General features: G+C 63.2%; 15 protein-coding genes. 12 read left to right on the top strand and 3 right to left on the bottom strand.

Going from position 1 to position 22,441, the window contains the following annotated elements:
* Window positions 1-10 precede the first annotated feature (10 nt).
* The 12 genes from BN3659_RS05850 to BN3659_RS05905 all read left to right on the top strand — a co-directional run bounded on the left by BN3659_RS05850 (window position 11) and on the right by BN3659_RS05905 (window position 16,437).
* Window positions 11-979: a YitT family protein gene (locus BN3659_RS05850; RefSeq protein WP_091535310.1), complete on the top strand. Its 969-nt coding sequence runs from the start codon at window positions 11-13 to the stop codon at window positions 977-979.
* A 302-nt stretch (window positions 980-1,281) separates the two neighbouring features.
* Window positions 1,282-3,594: a replication restart helicase PriA gene (gene priA, locus BN3659_RS05855; protein WP_091535311.1), complete on the top strand. Its 2,313-nt coding sequence runs from the start codon at window positions 1,282-1,284 to the stop codon at window positions 3,592-3,594.
* Window positions 3,578-4,300, top strand: a complete 723-nt coding sequence (locus BN3659_RS05860; protein ID WP_091535312.1) for a ComF family protein — start codon at window positions 3,578-3,580, stop codon at window positions 4,298-4,300. The genes priA and BN3659_RS05860 overlap by 17 nt, the downstream gene beginning before the upstream one ends.
* A 444-nt stretch (window positions 4,301-4,744) precedes the next feature.
* Window positions 4,745-6,298: a replicative DNA helicase gene (gene dnaB / locus BN3659_RS05865; protein ID WP_091535313.1), complete on the top strand. Its 1,554-nt coding sequence runs from the start codon at window positions 4,745-4,747 to the stop codon at window positions 6,296-6,298.
* Between the two features lie 13 nt (window positions 6,299-6,311).
* Entirely contained in the window at window positions 6,312-7,850 is a 1,539-nt protein-coding gene (locus BN3659_RS05870) for a YifB family Mg chelatase-like AAA ATPase (protein WP_091535314.1), read from the top strand.
* Window positions 7,851-7,937: 87 nt separating this feature from the next.
* Window positions 7,938-9,041, top strand: a complete 1,104-nt coding sequence (gene murG, locus BN3659_RS05875; RefSeq protein WP_091535315.1) for an undecaprenyldiphospho-muramoylpentapeptide beta-N-acetylglucosaminyltransferase — start codon at window positions 7,938-7,940, stop codon at window positions 9,039-9,041.
* A gap of 1 nt (window position 9,042) precedes the next feature.
* Window positions 9,043-10,428, top strand: coding sequence for a UDP-N-acetylmuramate--L-alanine ligase (gene murC / locus BN3659_RS05880; protein WP_091535316.1), 1,386 nt, complete (start codon window positions 9,043-9,045; stop codon window positions 10,426-10,428).
* Between the two features lie 16 nt (window positions 10,429-10,444).
* Window positions 10,445-11,515 (top strand): cell division protein FtsQ/DivIB, encoded by a 1,071-nt coding sequence (locus BN3659_RS05885; protein WP_317041649.1) that lies wholly within the window; start codon window positions 10,445-10,447, stop codon window positions 11,513-11,515.
* Between the two features lie 231 nt (window positions 11,516-11,746).
* Entirely contained in the window at window positions 11,747-13,225 is a 1,479-nt protein-coding gene (gene ftsA, locus BN3659_RS05890) for a cell division protein FtsA (protein WP_091535318.1), read from the top strand.
* Window positions 13,226-13,249: 24 nt separating this feature from the next.
* Entirely contained in the window at window positions 13,250-14,584 is a 1,335-nt protein-coding gene (ftsZ, locus tag BN3659_RS05895; RefSeq protein WP_091535323.1) for a cell division protein FtsZ, read from the top strand.
* 52 nt (window positions 14,585-14,636) lie between these two features.
* Window positions 14,637-15,884 (top strand): gliding motility-associated protein GldE, encoded by a 1,248-nt coding sequence (gldE, locus tag BN3659_RS05900; RefSeq protein ID WP_091535324.1) that lies wholly within the window; start codon window positions 14,637-14,639, stop codon window positions 15,882-15,884.
* Window positions 15,877-16,437 (top strand): 4'-phosphopantetheinyl transferase family protein, encoded by a 561-nt coding sequence (locus BN3659_RS05905; RefSeq protein ID WP_091535325.1) that lies wholly within the window; start codon window positions 15,877-15,879, stop codon window positions 16,435-16,437. The genes gldE and BN3659_RS05905 overlap by 8 nt, the downstream gene beginning before the upstream one ends.
* On the opposite strand, the gene BN3659_RS05910 is transcribed toward BN3659_RS05905, so the two are convergent.
* From BN3659_RS05910 to topA, 3 genes are all read right to left on the bottom strand, one after another.
* Window positions 16,434-17,849, bottom strand: a complete 1,416-nt coding sequence (locus BN3659_RS05910; RefSeq protein ID WP_141682515.1) for a BamA/TamA family outer membrane protein — start codon at window positions 17,847-17,849, stop codon at window positions 16,434-16,436. The two genes, BN3659_RS05905 and BN3659_RS05910, sit on opposite strands and share 4 nt — an antisense overlap.
* Window positions 17,850-18,594: 745 nt before the next feature.
* Window positions 18,595-19,809 (bottom strand): C1 family peptidase, encoded by a 1,215-nt coding sequence (locus BN3659_RS05915; protein WP_091535327.1) that lies wholly within the window; start codon window positions 19,807-19,809, stop codon window positions 18,595-18,597.
* 285 nt (window positions 19,810-20,094) lie between these two features.
* Window positions 20,095-22,395 carry a type I DNA topoisomerase gene (gene topA, locus BN3659_RS05920; RefSeq protein WP_091535329.1) on the bottom strand — a complete coding sequence of 767 codons (2,301 nt, stop codon included), beginning with the start codon at window positions 22,393-22,395 and terminating at the stop codon, window positions 20,095-20,097.
* Window positions 22,396-22,441: the final 46 nt, after the last annotated feature.

The following is a 22,441-nucleotide window of genomic DNA, read 5'->3' on the forward strand; positions in this document are numbered from 1 at the left end:
AACTGAACTTATGAAGAAATTATCCACGAATGAGGTCTTTTCCGGCGTCAGGGAGTATCTCATGATGACCGTCGGAATCCTGTTCTATACGTTCGCATGGATCGCCTGCATCATCCCCGCACACGGTACGGGCGGAGGTGCGACGGGTCTCTCGCTCGTGCTCTGCGCCGCCATCGAAAACCTGTTCGGCTACCAGATCGGGATCGGTACGATGGCCTTTCTGGTCAACGGCATCCTGCTGCTGATCGCGGGGTTCGTGATCGGATGGAAGTTCGGCATCAAGACGATCTTCTGCATCATCATCCTGCCGCTCGGGCTGAATTTCTTTCAGGCGGAGCTTCCCGTGTTCCAGCAATGGCTGACCGATCGGGGCGTCATCGCCGCCGGTTCGATCAGCATCTTCGGCAATCTGGAGCCGATTCTGCTGGTTACGATGGGCGGTCTGCTCTCGGGTGTGGGCATCTACATGTGTCTGATGCAGGGCGGCTCGACGGGCGGCGTGGATATCGTGGCGCTGCTGATCAACAAGTACCATCCGATCAACTACGGACGAGTGGTCGTCATCCACGATTCGACGATCATTCTGGCGTCGCTGCTGGTCGGCAACGGACCCGAAACGGTGATCTACGGCTTCCTGCTGACGATCATCTTCAGCGTAACGACCGATGCCCTGCTTTCGGGCAACCAGCAGTCCAACCAGCTGCTCATCATCAGCCACGAGCACGACCGCATCGCCGAAGAGATCACGTGCAGCGCCCGCCGCGGCGTTACGATGCTCAACGGCATGGGCTGGTACTCGAAACAGGAGTCGCAGGTGGTGATGGTGATCTGCCGCAAGCGCGAGACGAACGACATCCTGAAGATCGTCAAGAATATCGACCCGAAGGCGTTCATTTCGGTCGCTTCCGTTACGGGCGTCTACGGTCAGGGCTTCGGTCTGATCGACGGCGGTATGCTCAACGGAATGAAGAAAGAGTAGGCGCTTCTCTCCGCTCCTGCCGCATGGGCGGACCGCCGGGAAGGCGAACGAGCCCGGGGAGGGGGGGGGAAGGTTGTGCGGTTGCTGCGAGCGGCCGGGAGCCTCGCCGGATCGTGCGGGCGTCGGGCGGCCGAGTGCGGCCGAAGGGCGGCGCGGCGTCCGCCGAATGTCCGGACGGTCAGAGAGAGGGCGGAGAGCGTCGCCGGGCGCGGTTTTTCGCGGGCCCGACGAGCCCGGTTCGTGCGACTTTGCGGATTCGCGGTTCGCCGCCTCTTCGGGGTGCATTGCCAATACTCGTACGTATGCTCTATGCCGATATTATCCTGCCGCTGGCGCAGCCTGCCTTCACGTTCGCCGTTCCCGAGGGGGTGCGGCTCGAAGCGGGACAGGCCGTGGCCGTGCCATTGGGCCGCAGCAAGATCTATACGGGCATCGTGTGGCGCGTCCACGACCGCCGGCCCGATTTCAAGACCCTGAAATCCGTTTCCAGAACGCTGTACGGGGCTCCGCTCGTCGACGAACGCATGAGGGCGTTGTGGGAGTGGATCGCCGACTATTACATGTGTTCGCTCGGCGAAGTGATGCGTGCGGCGCTGCCGTCGCTGATGAAACCTTCGGGCCGCTCGGAAGCGGAGTTCGCCGGCGAAGAGTTCCGTCCCCGCACGGAGCGCTATGCCTCGCTCGCTGCGGAGCTGCGCGACGAGGCGCGGCTGCACGGGATTTTCGAACGGCTCGCACGCCGCGCGCCGCGCCAGTACGAGGCCCTGCTGGAGATCGCCTCGGCGGGCGGAACGCCCGACCCTGCGGACGGAACGGATGCCCCGGATGCGGCGGCTCCCGTATTTCGCGGCGCCCCCTTCGCGGGCGAGGTGCCGTGCCGTCTGCTGCGTGCCGAACGTCCGGTGCTTCATGCACTGGAGAGCAAGGGGTTTATTACCTGCTCCGAACGTGAACGCACGGCCGCCGAACCGCGATCCGCCCAATTCCTGCTGCCCGAGCTGAGCGCCGCACAGGCCGCGGCGGCGGCTTCGGTGCGCCGGCAGTTCGCCGCCGGCATGCGGACGGTGCTGCTGCACGGTGCAACGGGATCGGGCAAGACCGAGATCTACATCCACCTCATCGCCGAGGTGCTGGCCGACGGCGGCGACGTGCTGATGCTGGTGCCCGAAATCGCCCTCACGACCCAGCTCATCGAGCGCATGGAGCGCATTTTCGGCAGCCGCGTTACCCCCTATCATTCGAAGCTCACCGACCGGAAGCGTACGGAGACCTATCTGCGGCTGAATGGGTCGTCCGGCGGCGAATTCGTCGTGGGGGTCCGCTCGTCGCTCTTTCTGCCGCTGCGGCATCTGCGGCTGATCGTCGTGGACGAGGAGCACGACGCGAGCTACAAACAGGCCGATCCGGCACCCCGCTACGGGGCCCGCGACTGCGCCGTGGTTCTCGCACGGCTCTGCGGCGGCCGCGCGGTGCTGGGCAGTGCGACCCCGTCGCTCGAAACGTGGCTCAACGCAGAGAGCGGGAAATACGGCCGCGCGGTACTCGCCGAGCGCTACGGCGGCGCGCAGCCGCCGCAGATCGTCGTGTCGGACACGCTGCGGGCCGTGAAGCGGGGCGAACGGCGCATCCACTTCAATAAGCTGCTGCTCGACCGGATGGAGGAGACGCTCGCCCGCGGCGGGCAGGTGATGCTGTTCCAGAACCGGCGGGGTTTTGCACCCTATGTCGAATGCCGCGAATGCGGTTGGACGGCCCGCTGTCCGGACTGCAACGTTACGCTCACGCTCCACAAGGGCAGCGGACGGCTCGTGTGCCACTACTGCGGCCACACGGAAGCGGTGCCGGCGAAGTGTCCGTCGTGCGAAACAACCGATGCGGTGCCGATGGGCTTCGGGACGGAGAAGGTCGAGGAGGAGATCGCGCGGCTTTTCCCCGAAGCGCGTGTGGCGCGCCTCGACCGCGATGCCGCGGCGTCCGAGCGGGCTTTTCGTGCCGTCGTCTCGGGATTCGAAAACCGCGAGTACGACATTCTGGTCGGCACGCAGATGATTACCAAGGGGTTCGACTTCGGCGGCGTTACGCTGGTCGGAATCCTGAATGCCGACAACCTGCTGAACAATCCCGATTTCCGCGCCGGCGAGCGGGCTTTCCAGCTGATGACGCAGGTCGCCGGGCGTGCGGGCCGGCGGGCCGGCGGGGGCACGGTGGTGATCCAGACCGCGGAGCCGCAGCATCCCGTCATCCGGCAGGTCGCCGCCGGCGACTACGAGGGAATGGCCCGCGAGCAGCTCGACGAACGCGCGCAATTCTTCTACCCGCCCTATGCGCGTCTGGTGTCGCTCACGCTCCGCCACCGCGACCCGGCGCTGCTGCGCGGGGCCGCCGAAGCGCTGGCCGCCGGTCTGCGCGCCCGCTTCGGCCGCCGCGTGCTGGGGCCGCTGGCACCGCCCGTGGACCGCATCCGCGGAGAGCATCTGGCGGGGCTGCTGCTCAAGGTGGAGGCGGGCGCCTCGTTCGCCCGCGCCCGGAAGCTGCTGGCCGAGCACCTCGCGTCGTTTGCGAAAACACCCGAATTCAAATCCGTCGCCGTCGCCGTCAATGTCGATCCTCAGTAACTTTCTTTCCGATCTGCACGCCTTGCTCTTTCCTCCGGTCTGTCCGGTCTGCGGCGGGCCGATGGACGAAGGGGCGCGCACGGTCTGCACCCGCTGCCGGACGACGATTCCCCTGACCCGTTACTGGGAGGAGTTCGACAATCCGATGACGCGCCGGCTTTGGGGACTCGTGCCCGTCGTCCACGCTTCGGCCCTCTTCTTTTTCGTCGGGGGCGGCGGCTGGCGGCGGTTGATCCACGGCTTCAAATACCGCGGCGCATGGCGCCTCGCGCGCGACATGGGCCGCTGGTACGGCAGCTATCTGGCCGACTGCGGGTTGTACGACGACGTGGAGGTGGTGGTCCCCGTGCCGCTCCATCTGCGCAAACGGTTGAAACGCGGCTACAACCAGTCGGAATACCTCGCCGAGGGGATCGCTGCCGAGCTGGGCGTCGGGGTCGACCGGCGGAGCGTGGTGCGCCGCCGCAACAACCCGTCGCAGGCGCTCAGCCGCAAGAGCGACCGCTGGGCGAATGTCGAAGGCGTCTTCGGCGTGCGGCATCCCGAGCGGCTGGCCGGCCGCCATATCCTGCTGGTGGACGATGTCTTCACCACGGGCGCTACGATCGTCTCGTGCGCCGAGACGATCCTGCGGAGCGTGCCCGGCTGCCGGATCAGCATCGCGGCGCTCGCCGTGTCGGAACACGAACTCGGCCTCGACCGATGACCGGCTCCCGCCCCGGCGTCCGTCCGGTTTGCTCCGGAATTCGCCCGCTATTCCTTCGTCTGCCTCGATCCCCGCTCCTCCCTGTCTTCGGTTCCGATGCGGTTCCGGGACGGCGGTGGAACGGTCTGCGGCCGTCCGTATTTCGGTAGTGCGTCGCCGCTGCCGGCGGACGGGCGTCGAACTGCCGCATCCGCGGACGGGCGTCGCCGATTCGCCCCGACCCTGCGGCTGCGGTCCGCTTCTCACCGCCTGTGCGTTGCGGGACCGCCTCCGACAGGGTGTCGTCGAAACGGTTTCGACTGCCGGTTTGCAGGTTGTCCCCGGCCGATCGGGGCGAGGCGGAACCGCACCCTTTTTCTGCGGTTTTTTCGGAAACTCCGCGGCGGCCGCTTTGTTTTCTCGTCCCGAATCCGTACTTTTGGGGACTGAAACAATCACTACGCAATGGCTAAAGAATACAACCCCTCCGCGCGCAACCGCGAGGCGTTCGCGGCGCTGACCGATACGGCGGGCAACGTGCCTCCGCAGGCGGTCGAGCTCGAAGAGGCCGTGCTCGGCGCGCTCATGCTCGAAAAGGACAGCATCATCGCCGTGCAGGAGTTCGTAACGTCCGAGGCTTTCTATACGGAGGAGCACCGCCTGATCTACAAAGCCATCGAGGAGCTTTCGATGGAGCTGAAACCCATCGACCTCTATACCGTAACCGAAAAGCTCAAGGTGAAGAAGGAGCTGGCCAAGGTCGGAGGTGCGTCGTATCTGGCTCAGCTCACGCAGAAGGTGGGGTCGGCGGCCAATGTCGAGTTCCACGCCAAGATCATCGCCCAGAAATACGTCCAGCGCGAGCTGATCCGTTCGGCGACCGAGATACAGCGGCGCTCGTACGACGAGGCGACCGACGTTACGGAGCTCATCGGCTATGCCGAGGGCGAGATCTTCAAGGTGGCCGAGGGGCATGTGAAACGTTCGGTGCAGTCGTCGAAGGACATTCTGGCCCGTGCGCTGGCTCAGATCGAGGAGGCGTCGAAGAACACGAGCGCCTTCAACGGAGTGCCTTCGGGTTTCATGGCCATCGACCGCGTAACGCTCGGCTGGCAGCTCTCGGACCTGATCATCATCGCCGCGCGCCCTTCGATGGGCAAGACGGCTTTCGTGCTCTCGATGGCCCGCAACATGGCCGTGGATCACGAGGCGGGCGTGGCGTTCTTCTCGCTCGAAATGTCTTCGGTGCAGCTGATGATGCGTCTGATCATCGCCGAGACGGGCCTTTCGGGCAATGACGTGAAGTCGGGGCGGCTGACGCCCGAGCAGTGGCGCCATCTGGAGGCGGCGACCAAGCCGCTGGGCGCCGCTCCTCTTTTCATCGACGATACGCCGGCGCTGTCGGTCTTCGAGTTCCGCTCGAAGGCCCGCCGGCTGAAGATACACAACGACATCAAGATCATCATCATCGACTACTTGCAGCTGATGACCGGCAATCAGGACTCGAAGGGCAACCGCGAACAGGAGGTGGCCTTCATCTCCCGTACGCTCAAAGCCATAGCCAAGGAGCTCAATGTCCCGGTCATCGCTCTCTCGCAGCTGAGCCGCGCCACCGAGATGCGCGGCGGTTCGAAGCGTCCCCAGCTTTCGGACCTCCGCGAGTCGGGCGCCATCGAGCAGGACGCCGACATCGTGGCCTTCATCCACCGTCCGGAGTACTACGGCATCAATCAGGACGAGAACGGCATGCCTACGGCCGGTCTGGCGGAGATCATCATCGCCAAGCACCGTAACGGCGCCGTGTGCGACGTGAACCTCCGCTTCCTGAAGGATCAGGCGCGGTTCGCCGATATGGACGATTCGATGATGCCGGCGGCCGCGGGTTCGCCCGTGCAGCAGTACGACGATTTCGCCAGCGGCTCGAACGACCTGCCGGCAGGCGGCGCGCTGGGTGCGTCGATGGGTAATTCGGAGTTCAACCTCGCGCCTTCCTCCCTTGCGGACGAGGCGCCGTTCTAAACCTCGCGCCGGAATGTTCGTCAGAGTGCACAGCGGAGCCGTCGTCGGGATCGACGCGGTACCTGTAACGGTCGAAGTGGATATTACGGGCGGCGGTCTCGGGCTCTTTCTGGTGGGGCTGCCCGACAGTGCCGTGAAAGAGAGCGAGCAGCGCATCCGCGCCGCGTTCGGAAATTCGGACCGGCGTATGTCGGGGCGCAAGATCGTCGTGAACCTCGCACCGGCCGATCTGCGGAAGGAGGGGGCGGGCTTCGACCTCCCGATCGCCGTGGGGATCCTCGCGGCCCAGTCCGAAATACGGACCGATCTGCTGGAGGGGTCGATGCTCGCGGGCGAACTGTCGCTCGACGGGACGGTGAAACCCGTGCGGGGCGTGCTGCCGCTGGCCGACTGCGCCCGGCGCGAAGGGCTGCGGCGGATCATCGTGCCGGCGGAGAATGCGGCCGAGGCGGCCGTGGTGGAGGGGATCGAGGCGATCGGCGTCCGCTCGTTGCGCGAGGTGGCGGACTACCTGAACGGCGTGCTGACGATCGCACCGACGGCTGCGGCTTTGGCACGGACCCCCGGCCAGAGCGGTCTTTATGCCGAGGACTTCGCCGACGTGAAGGGGCAGGCGCACGCGAAGCGGGCGCTGGAGATCGCTGCGGCAGGCGGCCACAACGTGCTGATGATCGGTGCGCCCGGGTCGGGCAAGACGATGCTCGCGCGGCGTCTGCCGACCATCCTGCCGCCTCTCTCGGGCGAGGAGGCGCTCGAAACGACCAAGATACACTCCGTGGCCGGCAAGCCCGGGGCCGTGCAGGGGTTGCTCGTGCGGCGGCCGTTCCGAGCGCCGCACCATCTGGCCTCGCGCGTGGCGCTGATCGGCGGCGGACAATCGCCCATGCCGGGCGAGGTGTCGCTGGCCCACAACGGCATCCTCTTTCTCGACGAGCTGCCCGAGTTCGGGCGGAGCGTGCTGGAGGTGCTGCGACAGCCGCTCGAAGAGAAGCGGATCACCGTCTCGCGGGCGAAATACAGCGTGGAGTACCCTGCGAACTTCACCCTCGTGGCGGCGATGAATCCCTGTCCGTGCGGCTACTACAACCATCCGGACAAGGAGTGCACGTGTGCGCCGGGGGCCGTGCACCGCTACATGGGCCGTATTTCGGGACCGCTGCTCGATCGCATCGACCTGCACATCGAGGTGGTGCCCGTGCCCGTGGGCGAGCTCGCGGCGGACCGCCCGGCGGAGAGCAGCGCCGCGATCCGGGCGCGCGTCGTCGCGGCCCGCGCGGTGCAGGCGGAGCGGTTCCGCGGCATCGGGGGCGTGCATACCAATGCGATGATGAATCCGAAGATGCTGCGGGAACACTGCACGCTCGACAGCGCCTCGCGTGCGCTGCTCGAACGGGCGATGGAGCGCCTGAGCCTCTCGGCCCGGGCCTACGACCGGATTCTGAAAGTGGCGCGGACGATCGCCGATCTGGCGGGCGAGGAGCGTATCGCGGCGGTGCATGTGGCCGAGGCGATCAACTACCGCTCGCTCGACCGCGAGAGCTGGGGACGGTAACGGATGTGGGAACAGTGGCGCAAGAGACGGGAAAGGGCGAACCGCCGGTTGCGGGAATATCGAGTGTTAAAGATGAAACATCGGACGATGGGAAAGAAAATCATATTGTCGGGCGGCGGTACGGGCGGACACATCTATCCGGCCGTGGCCGTGGCCGAAGCGCTCCGCCGCAGATCGGGCGGCGACGCGCAGATCCTCTTCGTGGGGGCCGAGGGGAGGATGGAGATGGAGAAGGTCCCGGCGCTGGGCTATCCGATCGTGGGCCTTCCCGTGGCGGGGTTGCAGCGGCGGCTCGAACCGAAAAATCTGGCCGTGCCGTTCAAGGTCGTGCGGAGCATCCGCATGGCGCGGCGCACGATCCGCGACTTCGGGGCCGACATCGTGGTCGGCTTCGGCGGCTATGCCAGCGCACCGGTTCTGTGGGCCGCGCAGCGCATGGGAGTGCCGACGCTCATTCAGGAGCAGAACTCCTATGCGGGGCTGACCAATAAGATCTTGGCGAAGAGGGCTCGCCGCATCTGCGTGGCCTACGACGGCATGGAACGTTTCTTTCCGGCCGATAGGATCGTCCGGACGGGCAATCCCTTGCGGGGCGGTTTCTCGAAGAGCGGCGCCGACCGCGCCGAAGCGCTCCGCTACTACGGCTTCGCCGAGACGCGGCCCACGGTGCTCGTGGTCGGCGGTTCGCTCGGCACGCGGACGCTCAACGAGACGATGAAGGAGTGGATCGCTCGGCAGGGGGGCGAGGCGCCCGTGCAGGTGATCTGGCAGACGGGCAAGTACTACGAACGCGAGATGCGCGAATTTCTGGCGGCGCATCCGACGAAAAACATCTGGCAGGGGGCGTTCATCGACCGCATGGATCTGGCCTATGCCGCGGCCGATGCGGTGATCTCGCGCAGCGGGGCCTGCACGGTTTCGGAACTGTGTCTCGCGGCGAAGCCGGCGATCTTCGTCCCTTCGCCCAACGTGGCCGAGGATCATCAGACGAAGAATGCGCAGGCGCTCGTCTCGCAGGGAGCGGCGCTGCTGGTGCCCGATGCCGCGGCCGTGGGCCGTGCGATGGACGAGGCGGTGGCCGTGCTCGCGGACGGGGAGCGGCTCAAGGCGCTGAGCGCTGCGATCGAAAAGCTGGCGACGCCCCGGGCGGCGGAGGCGGTCGCGGATGAAATTCTCGAAATCATCGGTTGACATGGAGTTCTCGAAGGTCTATTTTCTGGGCATCGGCGGCATCGGCATGAGTGCGCTGGCCCGTTATTTCCTGCACGAGGGCAAACGGGTGGCCGGTTACGACCGCACGGAGTCGCGCCTCACGCGCGAGCTGACGGACGAAGGGGCCGAGATCCACTACGAGGAGGGGGTACGGTTCATTCCGGAACCGTTCCGCGATCCGGCCGCGACGGTGGTGGTCTACACGCCGGCTGTCCCGGCCGATCATCCCGAGCTGGTGTGGTTCCGCGAGCAGGGATTCGAAGTCGAGAAGCGGTCGCAAATGCTGGGCTATCTCTCGGCAGGCAAATATGTGATGGCCGTGGCGGGCACGCACGGCAAGACGACCACCTCGACCCTCGTCGCGTGGCTCAATCACGAGACGACGGAGGGCGGCAGCGCCTTTCTGGGCGGCATCTCCAAAAATTTCGGGAGCAACCTCGTGCTCGGCGCAGGCGACCGGCTGGCGGTCGAAGCCGACGAGTTCGACCGGTCGTTTCTGCGGCTGGAGCCCGATGTGGCGGTCGTTACGTCGGTCGACCCCGATCATCTGGACATCTACGGCACCTACGAAGCCGTGAAGGAGGCTTTCGCGCAGTTCGTGCGGCGGATCCGCAGAGGCGGATGTCTCGTGCTGAAACAGGGGGCGGAGATCGCACTCGACGGCGGCGGAATAGATGTTTACCGTTATTCGTACGATGAGCCGTGCGATTTCTATGCGGCGAACGTCTCGCTGCTCGACGGAGGATTTTATCGCTACGACCTCGTAATGCCCGACCGCGTGATCGCGGACTGTACGCTCGGCATCCCCGGTTGGGTGAACGTCGAGAATGCGGTGGCGGCTGCGGCCGCGATGTGGTGCGCCGCCCGTGCACGGGGCGAGCGGCTCGACGAGGAGCGGCTGCGCGGGGCGCTGGCGTCGTTCGCGGGGGTGAAGCGCCGGTTCGAGTTCTATCTCAATACGCCGAAGCAGGTCTACATGGACGATTATGCGCATCATCCGCGCGAATTGACCGCCACGCTCACTTCGGTACGAAAAATGTTCCCCGGCCGACGGATCACGGCGCTCTTCCAGCCCCACCTCTACACCCGCACGCGGGACTTGCACGCGGAGTTCGCCGAGGCGCTTTCGCTGGCCGACGAGGCGGTGCTGCTGCCGATCTATCCGGCCCGCGAGGAGCCCGTCGAGGGGGTAACGAGCGAACTGATCGCCGCAGGGGTGCGGGTGCCCTGCCGCATCGTGCCGCGCGAAGCGCTGGCCGAGACGGTGGCGGCGATGCCGACGGACGTGGTCGTCAGTTTCGGGGCGGGCAATATCGACGCCTGCTGCGAAGCGCTGGCCGAAAGACTGAAACGCAAAGCTGAATAGAGGAGGCCGATACGCAGTGCTGGCCCTCGTGTGGGCCGCGGTAGTCGCATACATCGTTTGTGCGGCCTCGGCGGCGCGTGCCCGCCGCGCGGCGCAGACCGTTCGGGGAATCGTGATCGACGTAACCGACAGTTCGTCGCAGGGCCATCTGGTCTCGTCGCGGCAGGTCCGCGAGTGGATCGCGCGGAGCGGCATCCCCACGCTCGGCGCGAAGGTCTCCGAAGTGAATCTTGCGGGGATCGAAGAGCTGATCGCCCGCAACGGTTTCGTAGACGAGGCGAACGCCTACATCACCTATGGCGGCGAACTGTGCGTCGACATCAGTCAGCGGCGGCCCGTGCTGCGGCTGCTGACCGACGGGATGAACGCCTATGTAACCTCGCGCGGCTACGTTTTCGCGGCTCCGGCCCGTTCGTCGCTCTATGTGCCTGTCGTTACGGGCTCGTTCCGCCTGCCGTTTCCGGCGTCGTGGACGGGCTTCGCAAAGGATTGCATCGAAGCGGAAAAACGCAAGATAGACGAGCGGATCGCCGAACTCGAACGCGAAAAATACCCCTTCTACAAACGCGAGCGGGACAACGACGAGAATATCCGCGCCCTGCGCCGCATGCGGATCAAAAAGGGGTGGTTCGAGCGGGAGGAGGCTTTCGCCGGCCGCGTGCGCGAACTGCGTGCGAAGAAGGAGGCGCTGCGCCGCCGCTACCGCTACGAGGAACGGCTCGTCGGCGAGGGTATCGCCCGCATCGAGGCCCGGCAGGAGGCCGAACGTGCGAAACAAAAAAAGTTGGAGAAATCCTACGAAGATTTCTGCAAACTCATTACCTTTGTGGAGTTCGTGGAATCGGACGATTTCTGGCGCTCGGAGGTGGTGCAGATCGTGGCGTCGACGTCGGACAGCGGAGCGCTCGAAGTGGCGCTGGTGCCGCGCAGCGGCACTCATACGGTGCTCTTCGGACGCATCGAGCGGGTCGAGGAAAAATTCGACAAGTTGCTGCGCTTCTACCGCCACGGATTGAATCATCTGGGTTGGGACCGCTACCGGACGGTCGATGTGCGGTATGCGGGACAGGTAGTTTGCCGAAAATAAGACGTTTTCGCCGAATCGGGCGCGATCCGGACCTGCCCGCGGAATCCGGGGGGGAGCGGGTCTCGTTTCCGTTGCTGCGGCCCGGTGAAGTCCCGCCCCGTGCGACTGCACGCCGTTCGGGGCGAGGGCGGACAGCGGGCATGCCGGCCGAGGGGCGGACGTAGAGGCTGCCGGCTTCGCGGCGGCGGGAAGTTGCAGTTAGTTGCCAATAATAAACGTTATACTGAATAAGTGGAAAAGAGAAGTTATACCGTAGCGATCGACCTCGGTTCGTCGAAAGTCGCAGTGGCCGCCGGCGTTCGCAATGCCGGGGGGCTCCTCGACGTGGCGGCGCTCGCCGTGAAGCCGGTCGAAGGGGTCAACGCCGGACGCATCGACAACATCGAACTGGTCAGCCGCGCCGTCAAGGAGGCTGTGGCCGACGTGGAGGAGCAGCTCGGCATCCGGATCACGGAGGCCTATGCCGGTATTTCGGGCGAGTTCGTGCGCTGCGCGCGCCACACGGACCATGTGTTCGTCTACGATCCGCAGAACGGGGTTTCGCGCCGGGATGTGGACGCTCTTTTCGACCGGATGCGCAACGTGCAGGCACCCGACGACGAGACCATCATGGAGCGCGTGCCCCAGAACTACGTGGTGGACGATGCGCAGGAGGTGAAAAACCCCGTCGGATCGTTCGGCAAGAAGCTCTCCTCGACGTTCAATTTCGTGCTGTGCCTCCAGACGCCGATGCAGCGGCTCGACATGGCTCTGCGCCGCCTCGGCATCCGCATGCTGGCGGTCTATCCCGATGCGCTCGTAACGCCCGAAGCGGTGCTGCTTCCCGACGAGAAGGAGGAGGGGGTGGCCGTCGTGGACCTCGGCGCAGGGACGACCGATGTGGCCGTTTACTACCGCAACGTGGTGCGTTACGTCGCGACCGTGCCGATCGGCGCTTCGGCCATCAACAGCGACATCCGCTCGCTCAGCGTGCCTGAGAAGTACGTCGAGAATCTCAAGTGCAAATACGGCTCGGCCGTGGCCGATCTGGCGCCGGAGAACAAACTCATCCGTGTCAGCGGCCGCACCGTGAAGGAGGCGAAGGATATTCTGCTGCGCAATCTGGCGACCGTGATCGAGGCGCGTGCGACGGACATCGCCGAGTTCGTGATGCAGGAGCTCAAGGACTCGGGCTACGTGCAGAAATTGGCTTACGGCATCGTGCTGACGGGCGGTTCGGCCGGACTGAAGGACGTGGACGAACTGTTCCGCCGGATTACGGGGATGGACGTGCGCGTCGGAGCCGCCGAATCCGGTTTTACGGACGAGGCGAAGGAACGGCTCGCCGATCCGTCGCTCGCCACGGTGGCCGGTCTGCTGCTCAAGGGGGCCGGACAGGCGCCCTGTGCCGTGGTCGAGAAACCCGCGGCCGAAAGACAGGCCCCGGAAGCTCCGCGCCGGCCGGCTTTCTCCGCCGCCGCGGAGCCGCCGCGGCCCGCGGAGTTCCGCCACGTGCCGCCCAAAACGCAGCCGCAGCCCGGGAGCGAACCCCCGCAGCAGCAACAGCCGCAGCCCGAGGTGCCGCAGTCCGCACCCGAGAGGAGCGGAGAGCCGGCGGCGCAGCCGCAGCCCCGGCGTGCGGGATTCCTCGAACGGATGAAACGGACATTGCAGAACAGCGCCGAACTGCTCAACAAGAAGTTCGAGCCGGGCGAAGACGAAGAGATTTAACGCAGGAAAAACGAGAAACGAGATATGAGTGAGGATTTGATGTCTGAACTGAACGCCCAGCCTTCGAAGGGCTCGATCATCATGGTGGCCGGTGTCGGCGGAGCGGGCGGAAATGCCGTGAACCATATGTGGAACCTCGGAATCCGCGGTGTGGATTTCATGGTCTGCAATACCGACCAGCAGGCACTCGACAAGAGCCCCGTGGAGACCAAGGTGCGCCTCGGATCGGAGGGCCTCGGCGCCGGCAACGACCCCGAGAACGGCCGTCGGGCGGCTGTCGAGACGCTGCCCGAGATCCGGCAGCACCTCGAAGCTTCCGGCACGCGGATGATCTTCATCACGGCCGGCATGGGCGGCGGTACGGGTACGGGCGCTTCGCCCGTGATCGCCAAACTCGCTAAGGAGATGGGGCTGCTGACCGTGGCCATCGTAACGTCGCCGCTCGCGGTCGAAGGCCGCACCCGCTACGAGCAGGCGTTCCGCGGCATCGAAGAGCTGCGCCGGAGCGTCGATTCGCTGCTCGTCATCAACAACGAGAACATCCTCGAAATGTACGGTCGGCTTTCGCTCAAGCAAGCTTTCGGCAAGGCCGACGACATTCTGGCTTCGGCGGCCAAAGGCATCGCCGAGCTGATTACGGTCGAGAGCGATCTGGTCAATGTCGATTTCGCCGACGTGTCGAAGGTCATGCGCGACAGCGGGCGCGCCCATATGGGCGTGGCGACCGCCGAAGGCGAGAACCGCGCTGCGGCCGTGGCCGAATCGTCGCTCCACTCGCCGCTGCTCGACCACAATCTGATCTCGGGCGCGAAGAACATTCTGCTGAATATCTCGGTGGCCAATGCCGAGGAGCTGATGTACGAGGAGGTGATGACCATTCTGGAGTACATTCAGGCGCACGCCAGTGTCAAGGACGACGACGGCGTGATCCACGACGCCAACATCATATGGGGTACGAGCGAGAAGCCTCAGTTGGGGCGTGCGCTCGAACTGGTGGTGGTCGCCACGGGTTTCGAAGGCGATGTTTCGGCCGGCGGCGGCATGAAGCGGATCATTCCGCCGGCGAAAGCGGTGGAGCCCGTGAAGGAGATACCTGCGGCACCCGTGCTGGAGCCGATCAAGCCGGCCGTCTCGCCGCTCGAACGACGGCCGTCGCGGGGTATGTCCGAGCAGGTGGTGCTGGGAGCCAAGACGACCCGTTACAGCAACATGGCGCAGATTCTGGCCGTGCCGGCCTACAAAGCCCGCAATGCCAAGATGGTCGTCGAAATGCCCGCGGGCCGCAAGGAGGTCCTCAAGGACGAGGCGTCCGAACACGCCGCTCCGGAGGAGCCGCAAAACGGTTCGCTGTTCGATTAACTAATTCGTTTGCGATTTGGAACCCGGGTCTGCGTGGATCATCTGTAACGGCATGTCGCCCCGCATCGCGGTGATGTGTGCCGCCGCATGCTGTCTGCTTTTGGTTTCGGCCCTCGTTTCGGGAGCCGAAACCGCCTTTTTCTCGTTGTCCCGTTCCGATGTGCGCCGCATCCGCGAGCAGAAATCCGCTTCGGCCGAAGCGGTGCTCTTCCTGCTGAAGAACGTCGACATGCTGCTGGCTACGATCCTCGTGGTCAACAACCTCGTGAACATCTGCATCGTGATTCTCGCTTCGGGGATCATCGACTCGATCTTCACGTTCCGCCGGTTCGAATTTCTCTTCAAGACGGTGCTCGTAACTTTCCTGCTGCTGCTTTTCGGCGAAATTTTGCCGAAGGTGCTGGCGCAGACCATGCACGTGCGGTTCGCGTGCCTCGTGGCGCGGCCGATCCGCGTGCTCCGATGGCTTTTCTATCCGATCTCCTACCTGCTCGTCAACACGGGCAGCCGGATCAGTGAGAAGGCCGCGCACAAAAGCGAGATTTCGCTCGACGAGCTGGCCGATGCGGTCGATATGACGCAAACCACGTCGCACGAAGAGCACGAGATTCTTTCGGGGATCGTCAACTTCGTGAATACCGAGGCCGTGGAGATCATGAAGCCGCGGATGGATATTACGGCCGTGAATATCACCGACAGCTACGGGAAGGTGAAGGACTCGATCATCCGTTCGGGATTTTCGCGCATTCCGGTCTACGAAGGCGAGATCGACAACATTCGGGGCACGCTCTATGTCAAAGATCTGCTGCCCTACATCGACCGCGGCGACGAGTTCGGCTGGCAGCAGTTGATCCGCAAATCCTATTTCGTGCCCGGGAACAAGAAAATCAGCGATCTGCTGGAGGATTTTCAGGCGAACAAGGTCCACATGGCGATCGTGGTCGACGAGTACGGTTCGACGTTGGGGCTCGTCTCGCTCGAGGACATCATCGAGGAGATCGTGGGCGAGATTTCCGACGAGAGCGACATGGACGAAACCTTCTACAAACGGCTCGACGAGACGACCTATCTCTTCGACGGCAAGACCCACATCGGCGATTTCGAGCGGGTGCTGAGTCTCGGCGAGGAGACCTTCTCCGATGTGAAGGGCGAAGCCGAGACGCTCGGAGGGTTGATTCTCGAACTCAAACGCGACTTCCCCGCCAAGGGCGATACGTTCACGGCCCACGGCATCGACTTCACGGTCGAAAGCCTCGACGGCCGCCGCGTCGACAAACTCAGGGTCGTGCTTCATGGATAGACGGCTCATCGTCGAACCCCTGCTTCCCGAGGCCGATGCTTTGCGGGCGGTGAAGGCGGCCGACCGGATCGCTTCGGCGTCGTTCGCTCCGTCCCGCCGGCGGGAATACCTGTCGTGGCGGGCGATAGTCTACCGCGAGCTGGGGCCCGTCGCGATCCGTTATGCCGCGTGCGGAGCCCCATACCTTGCGGACAGACCCGACGTGTGCATCGGTGTTTCGCACGGTGCGGGTCGTGCGGCCGTCGCGTTGTCCGACCGGCCGTGCGCCGTGGATATAGAACGTTACGACCGCGATTTCGCGCGTGTCGTACCGCGTTACCTGACCTTGGCGGAGCGTTCGCTCGGCGAAGCCGATCCGCGCTTCGGGGCTGCGGCGTGGTGTGCGAAGGAGGTGCTCTGCAAATTATCCGGCCGGCAGGGACTTTCGCTGACGCGCGATCTGCATCTGACCGCCTCCGGCGACGGATGGATCGAAGGGTGCGTCGGCGACGGAGAACCCATCCGGCTCTCCGTCCGGGATCTGGGCGACGCGGCGGTCGTGTGGTATCTTTAGAAGGCTTCCGAAGCCGTGAAGAGAAAGGCCGACGAACGTTTGCGGTCCCACGGCAGGTTGCTGTTTCCGAAGACGCCCCAGCCGTAGTCGAGGCGGATGTTCATCCGGCTCTTGAACTCGAAACGATAGCCGACGCCGAAACTGTAAAGGGTCCTGTCCCACCTGAAATGCTGCCGGCCCCAGATATTGCCGAGCCCGAACCAACCCACGACGCCGTGCCGGCGGTAGATTCTTTGTCGCAGTTCGACCTGCGTCTCCACCATCCGCTTGTCGCGGTAACGCCCTTCGTAATAACCGCGCATGCGCTCCATACCGCCCAGCTTGGCATACATGTGCCACGAAGGGGTGCCGGCTATGACGTCGGCATAGAGGTCGTAGGCCACGACGGCGCCTTTCCAAAGCTGCTGATACCAGTCGAACGTGAGCGTAAAGCGGCCGAAATTGCGGCCCGTGTTGCCTAAAAACTTGGGATACCACTTGGCTTCGGCCTTCACGAAGACGCCTTTGCGGGCATTGAACGGCACGTCGCGCGAATCGTACTGAAAGAAGAGGCCGATGTTGGCGTTGAATGCGTCGGGCTTGTCGCCCGTGGCGGCGATGTAGTTCGAGAAGGGGTCCTGCAAAGCGGGATCGTAGCGTCCCTGCGTCCATAACTCGTACAGCTCGCCGATCGTCCCGCCCGGGTTTTCGATGACGCCGTTTTTTATCTCTTCGAGCTGCTGTCCGATGCTGCTTTTCGCGTATTTCGCTCCCGAGTAGTCGATGCCGCCGCTTACGCCGATATAGGCTTTGGGCAGAATGGCCGTGCAGTAGGACAGACGCAGCAGTCCGGTCGTGGTGGTGAGTTTTTGCGAATAACCGAGCCGGCCGTCCTCGTAGCCGACCCCGTAAAAGGCACCCGGAAAGTAGACGAAAGCACCCGAGTAGTTGAATCGCTGGCGGTTGTGGTTGTAGTTGTTTTCGCCCGAGCAGCGCAGCAGCACGAATTTTTTGGTCGTGAAGTTGCCGTAAATCGATATGTTCGAGGGGATCGTTACCGAGTCGGTGCGGTCGATGCGGTAGAGGCCGGCCAGCAGAAAACCCAGACCGAAGCCGACATCGGACGAGTAGCTCGGTCCCGGAGCGATGCTCCAGTCCATTTTCTTTTCGAACGTGCGGTCCACGTTCGAACGGCTGTAATAGTCGATGATACGGCGGATCAGACCGGCTTTCTGGGCGGGTATCGTATCGAGTGCAGCCGAATCGGCCGCTTGGCGGGGAGCGAGCCCGTCGGCTTTGCCGATCTGGGTGAGGTCTTCGGCGATGGAGTTGAGGTTGTCGTGATCGCGGGGAACCGGTTGCTGGGCTGCGGCCTGCGGGACGGCGAACAGCAGGCAGGAGACCAGCATCAGGATGTGTGTTGCGATTTTCATTCTCACCTCCGGTTTTGAGCGGATAAAGGTAGCAAATATTTTTTCGGACACAAAACGGATGCCCGAACTTCCGTCGGACAGTTCCCGTCCGGACGATTCTTGCCGACTTCTCCGACAATGGGGAGCCGGGGCTGTCCGTCTGCGATTGCGCTTTCCGCACGATCTCATGGGGGCGGCGATACGGAGTGTATGCCGTTCGGTTCTCAAGAAGAGCTATTCGGTCGGAGACGGCCCTTTTCATGCAAATTTTATTCTCGGGGTGCGCTCGGTTTTTCGTAAAGACCGGGTTTTGCTTTTGCAGCTGCGGCATAGGCATCGTATTTTCATGGGTTGCGGTTTTTAGGTTCGTTTTTTGTGCAGTCGTTTTCTCGCTCGGCATAGCTCAGATCTTGTTCGATCCTGCGCTCGGTTTCCCGAAACCGTTTCTTTTGCCGGGAGACTCGTTTCGACGATCTGTCGGACCGGCGGGGAGGGCTGCGCTGACACGCAGTGCACCTACGGAGATCGGGGGCGGAGACGCTTTCATGGCAATTCGATTCAATGGGGACATCTGTTTGTTTCGAATTCAACAGAAAAACCGGAGATGCAATTATTTATTGCATCATCGTTGCGAAAAAATAGACCGGTTCCGCTCATAGTTCAGTTCGCCCGAAGTCCGATCCGCGTGCAGGCCGTGCAAAAAAGAGAGAGGCTGTCTGAATTCATCAGACAGCCTCTCTTGCAGGGTGGTTATGGTTCGGTTCCGTCAGAGACCGAGTTTCTTGCGGATATCTTTCGGGATGGCGTTCTTGTTGACCATCAGCGAAATCGTCTTGAACTCTACGAACGGACGCGAAAAATACCAATATCCGTCGTAGGGAGGCAGTGCGTCCCACGAATTCTGCACCTTGAAGTATTTGTTACCGGCCTGATCGACTGCCGTGCCGACAATCACCATGCCGTGATCGTCGGTGGTGAGGTAGTTGTCGAAAGCCTCCTGACGCATCTGCTGCGTGATCTGCTTCTCCTTGCCGGGTTTGTCGAACTTGTAGAGCGCGGCCTCCTTCTCGGCTTCGGTGAGTTTGCCCCAGCGGGCCGACTCGGTGCCGTTCATGCCGTCGAGATCGGCTTCGGGGACGATGCCGATCGCCTTCGTGCGGCTGAAGCCCTTTTCGCTTACGTCGGTGCCCCATGCGAGCGGATAGCCGTTCTCCAGAGCGTTGTCCACGATGGCCATCATATCCTCCAGCGGTACGTTGTAGACCGTGCCCCACATCCAGTTGTCGGGAACTTCCATGATGAATTGCGTGTAGAACGGATGGTGCGTGAACGACGAGATGTCCACGTAGTCGTCCATGCGGATCGGCAGCGATGCCGCGAACGACTCGGGCGTATACTCCTTGCCCTCGTAGGTGAACGTCTCGGGCAACTCGCCGAAGTATTCGTCGAGGATGGCATTGAAGCCGCGCTGCCAAGCCGTCGAGAGGGGAAGTCCCGTCTTGTCGCCGGCTGCGATCACGGCGTCGAGGTAGCCTTTCAATACGGCCGAAAGCTCATGGAAGTCGGGTTTGTCGGTGCCGTAGTTGAATCCCGGATAGACTTCGTAGGGGACGATGCCGTGGGCTTTGATCCCTTCGGTTACGTCGTGCGCGGCACCGCCTTCGGCGAAGTTGAGTTCGCCGTGCAGGCGTACGTATTTCACGGCTTTGTCCATGAAGGAGTGGCGGACGATGAACATCTCCGAGAGATGCATCTCCTTGCCGCCCGCACGCAGAATCTCACCTTCGAGGAACGTGAGCGTCGAATAGCACCAGCAGGTGCCGCTGCGGTGCTGGTTCTTTACGGGCGTGGTCGGGAGGACCTTCACGTCGGTGAAGACATACCCTTCGGTCTTTTTCTCTTCGGCCGGCTGCTCCGGAGTCTGTGCTGCGGCGGTGAAAGCCACGCAGAGTGTCAGGACGGTAGTGAGGATTTTTTTCATGTCGTTAAGTAGGTTTTGTTTGGTTGAATGAGTTTTATTTCTTTTTCTTGCAGTCGTTTTTACGGTTTGCCTCCCCCCCCCTCTTTGTCCGGTCCGGATTGCAGCCGGTCGGCCGAAAAAGGCCCTCTCGTCCGGCGGCGGCGAGGACAGGGGCGAGCCGCCTCGATTCGTTCCGGTGCGCTGCGCTGCATTTCGCCCCGCTCCGGTTTTACGTCGTTCGGCGCCGCCCGCTATTCGATGGCTTGTTCCTTACCCTTTTCATGTTTCATGTCGGAATCGCGGAACTCATTTTTTCGATGCGGCGACGATCCTGCGGCAGTCGTCGAGGGTCAGCGTATCGGGTTTGGTGCCTTTGGGCAACCGGTAGTTCTTGCCTTTGTAGGCGATGTAGGGACCGTAGCGTCCGCTCTTGACGAGCATTTCCGGGTCTTCCTCGAAGGTCCTCAGCGGCGTATGCGCAGCCGCGGCTGCGGCTTTGTGCTCCTGCACGAGTTCCACGGCGCGTTCGTAGGTGATCGTATAGGGATCGTCGTGCTTGGCCAGCGAGGCGAACGACTTGCCGTAGCGGACATAGGCGCCGTATTTGCCGATGCCTACCGCGAGCTCCTCGCCGTCGAGTTCGCCGAGGCGGCGGGGCAGGGCGAAGAGCGCCAGCGCTTCGTCGAGCGTGATCGACTCGATGAGCTGGCCCTTCTTGAGCGAGGCGAAGCGCGCCTTTTCGCCCTCCGCGCCCTCGATCTCCACCATCGGTCCGTAGCGGCCGATGCGTGCCTTGACGGTGTGGCCCGTGGCGGGGTCGGTGCCGAGTACGCGGACCTGCGCCAGCTTGTCGGTCTGGGTGCCGATGGCCTTGTTGACCATCCGGTGGAAAGGACCGTAGAACGTGGCGATCATCTTGTCCCACGTGATGTCCCCGTCGGCTATGCGGTCGAATTCCTTCTCGACATTGGCCGTGAAGTTGTAGTCCATGATCGTGTCGAACTGCGCTTCGAGGTAGTCGTTCACCACCATGCCGATGTCCGTGGGCTGGAGCCGGTTTTTCTCCTTGCCGCAGTTCTCCGTGAGGTTCTTCTGCGTGATCTTGCCGTGCTCCAGCGTGAGCTGCACGTAGGCGCGTTTCTGCCCCTCCTTGCTTTGTTTGACCACGTAACCGCGGTTGATGATCGTGGTGATGGTCGGCGCGTAGGTCGACGGACGGCCGATGCCGAGCTCTTCGAGGCGTTTGACGAGCGACGCCTCGTTGTAGCGGGGCGGAGCCTGCGTGAAGCGCTCCGTAGCGGCGATCTGCGTCGGGATCACACGGTCGCCGGGCTGCATTTTGGGCAGGAGCCCCTCAGTGCTCTGTTCGGCCGTATCGTCGTCGGTCGACTCGGAGTAGAGCCGCAGGAAACCGTCGAAGCGGATCACCTCGCCCGTGGCGACGAACTGGAGCTGCGAAGCGTCGGTGTCGATCACCACGGTCGTGCGGTCGATTTCGGCCGGGACCATCTGCGAGGCCACCGTGCGCTTCCAGATCAGGTCGTAGAGCCGTTTTTCGGCCGGCGTGCCTTCGATCGACTGGCGGTCGATGTAGGACGGACGGATGGCCTCGTGGGCCTCCTGAGCGCCCTTGGTTTTGGTCTTGTAGTTGAACCGGTGCGAGTACTTCTCGCCGAAGAGTTTGATGACCTCCTCCTTGCATTGGGCCAGCGCTTGCTGAGAAAGGTTCACCGAGTCGGTACGCATGTAGGTGATTAGACCCTGTTCGTAGAGGTGCTGCGCCACCGACATCGTCTGCGAGACGGACATGCCCAGCTTGCGGCCCGCCTCCTGCTGGAGCGTGGAGGTGGTGAAAGGCGGAGCCGGATGGCGCTGCGCAGGCTTCTCCTCCGCTTTCGATACGGTGAAAGAGGCGCCTTTGCAGCTTTCGAGGAACCGCTCGGCCTCGTCGCGGGTGTTGAACCGCGACGACAATTCGGCTTTGAACAGCACTTCGTCCGGATCTTCGGCGGCATGGAACTGCGCCACGACGCGGAAGTAGGGCGTCGACCGGAAGGCGATGATTTCGCGTTCGCGTTCGACCAGCAGCCTGACGGCTACGCTCTGTACGCGGCCGGCCGAGAGCGACGGCCGCACCTTCTTCCACAGCACGGGCGAGAGTTCGAAGCCCACCAGACGGTCCAGTATGCGGCGCGCCTGCTGCGCGTTGACGAGGTTCATGTTGACCGTGCGGGGATTCTCGATGGCTTCGAGGATCGCCCGTTTGGTGATTTCGTGGAAAACGATGCGCTTCGTCTGATCGACCGGGAGGCCCAACACTTCGGTCAGGTGCCATGCGATAGCCTCGCCTTCGCGGTCTTCATCGGATGCGAGCCACACGGTTTTCGTGTTGCGGGCCAGCTTCGACAGTTCGTCCACGACTTTCTTCTTGTCGCTCGGAATCTCGTAGACGGGTTTGAATCCGTCGTCGATATGGATGCCGAGATCCTTTTTCGAAAGGTCACGGATGTGCCCGAAACTCGATTTCACGACGTAGTCTTTCCCGAGGAATTTTTCGATGGTTTTCGCTTTGGCGGGAGACTCGACGATTACTAAATTTTCCTGCATTGCCAATCTGTCTTTCATAAATACGAAAACCTAAGTGTCTTGTACT

This window comes from Alistipes sp. CHKCI003 (assembly GCF_900021155.1).
Taxonomy (GTDB): domain Bacteria; phylum Bacteroidota; class Bacteroidia; order Bacteroidales; family Rikenellaceae; genus Alistipes; species Alistipes excrementavium.

Bases quoted from the DNA above. Each gene is read 5' to 3' on its own strand.
- BN3659_RS05915 (WP_091535327.1), bottom strand. From the start codon at position 19,809: ATGAAAAAAATCCTCACTACCGTCCTGACACTCTGCGTGGCTTTCACC.
- BN3659_RS05910 (WP_141682515.1), bottom strand. From the start codon at position 17,849: ATGAAAATCGCAACACACATCCTGATGCTGGTCTCCTGCCTGCTGTTC.
- murG (WP_091535315.1), top strand. From the start codon at position 7,938: ATGGGAAAGAAAATCATATTGTCGGGCGGCGGTACGGGCGGACACATC.
- gldE (WP_091535324.1), top strand. From the start codon at position 14,637: ATGTCGCCCCGCATCGCGGTGATGTGTGCCGCCGCATGCTGTCTGCTT.
- priA (WP_091535311.1), top strand. From the start codon at position 1,282: ATGCTCTATGCCGATATTATCCTGCCGCTGGCGCAGCCTGCCTTCACG.
- BN3659_RS05870 (WP_091535314.1), top strand. From the start codon at position 6,312: ATGTTCGTCAGAGTGCACAGCGGAGCCGTCGTCGGGATCGACGCGGTA.
- dnaB (WP_091535313.1), top strand. From the start codon at position 4,745: ATGGCTAAAGAATACAACCCCTCCGCGCGCAACCGCGAGGCGTTCGCG.
- murC (WP_091535316.1), top strand. From the start codon at position 9,043: ATGGAGTTCTCGAAGGTCTATTTTCTGGGCATCGGCGGCATCGGCATG.
- BN3659_RS05905 (WP_091535325.1), top strand. From the start codon at position 15,877: ATGGATAGACGGCTCATCGTCGAACCCCTGCTTCCCGAGGCCGATGCT.
- BN3659_RS05860 (WP_091535312.1), top strand. From the start codon at position 3,578: ATGTCGATCCTCAGTAACTTTCTTTCCGATCTGCACGCCTTGCTCTTT.
- ftsZ (WP_091535323.1), top strand. From the start codon at position 13,250: ATGAGTGAGGATTTGATGTCTGAACTGAACGCCCAGCCTTCGAAGGGC.
- BN3659_RS05850 (WP_091535310.1), top strand. From the start codon at position 11: ATGAAGAAATTATCCACGAATGAGGTCTTTTCCGGCGTCAGGGAGTAT.
- topA (WP_091535329.1), bottom strand. From the start codon at position 22,395: ATGCAGGAAAATTTAGTAATCGTCGAGTCTCCCGCCAAAGCGAAAACC.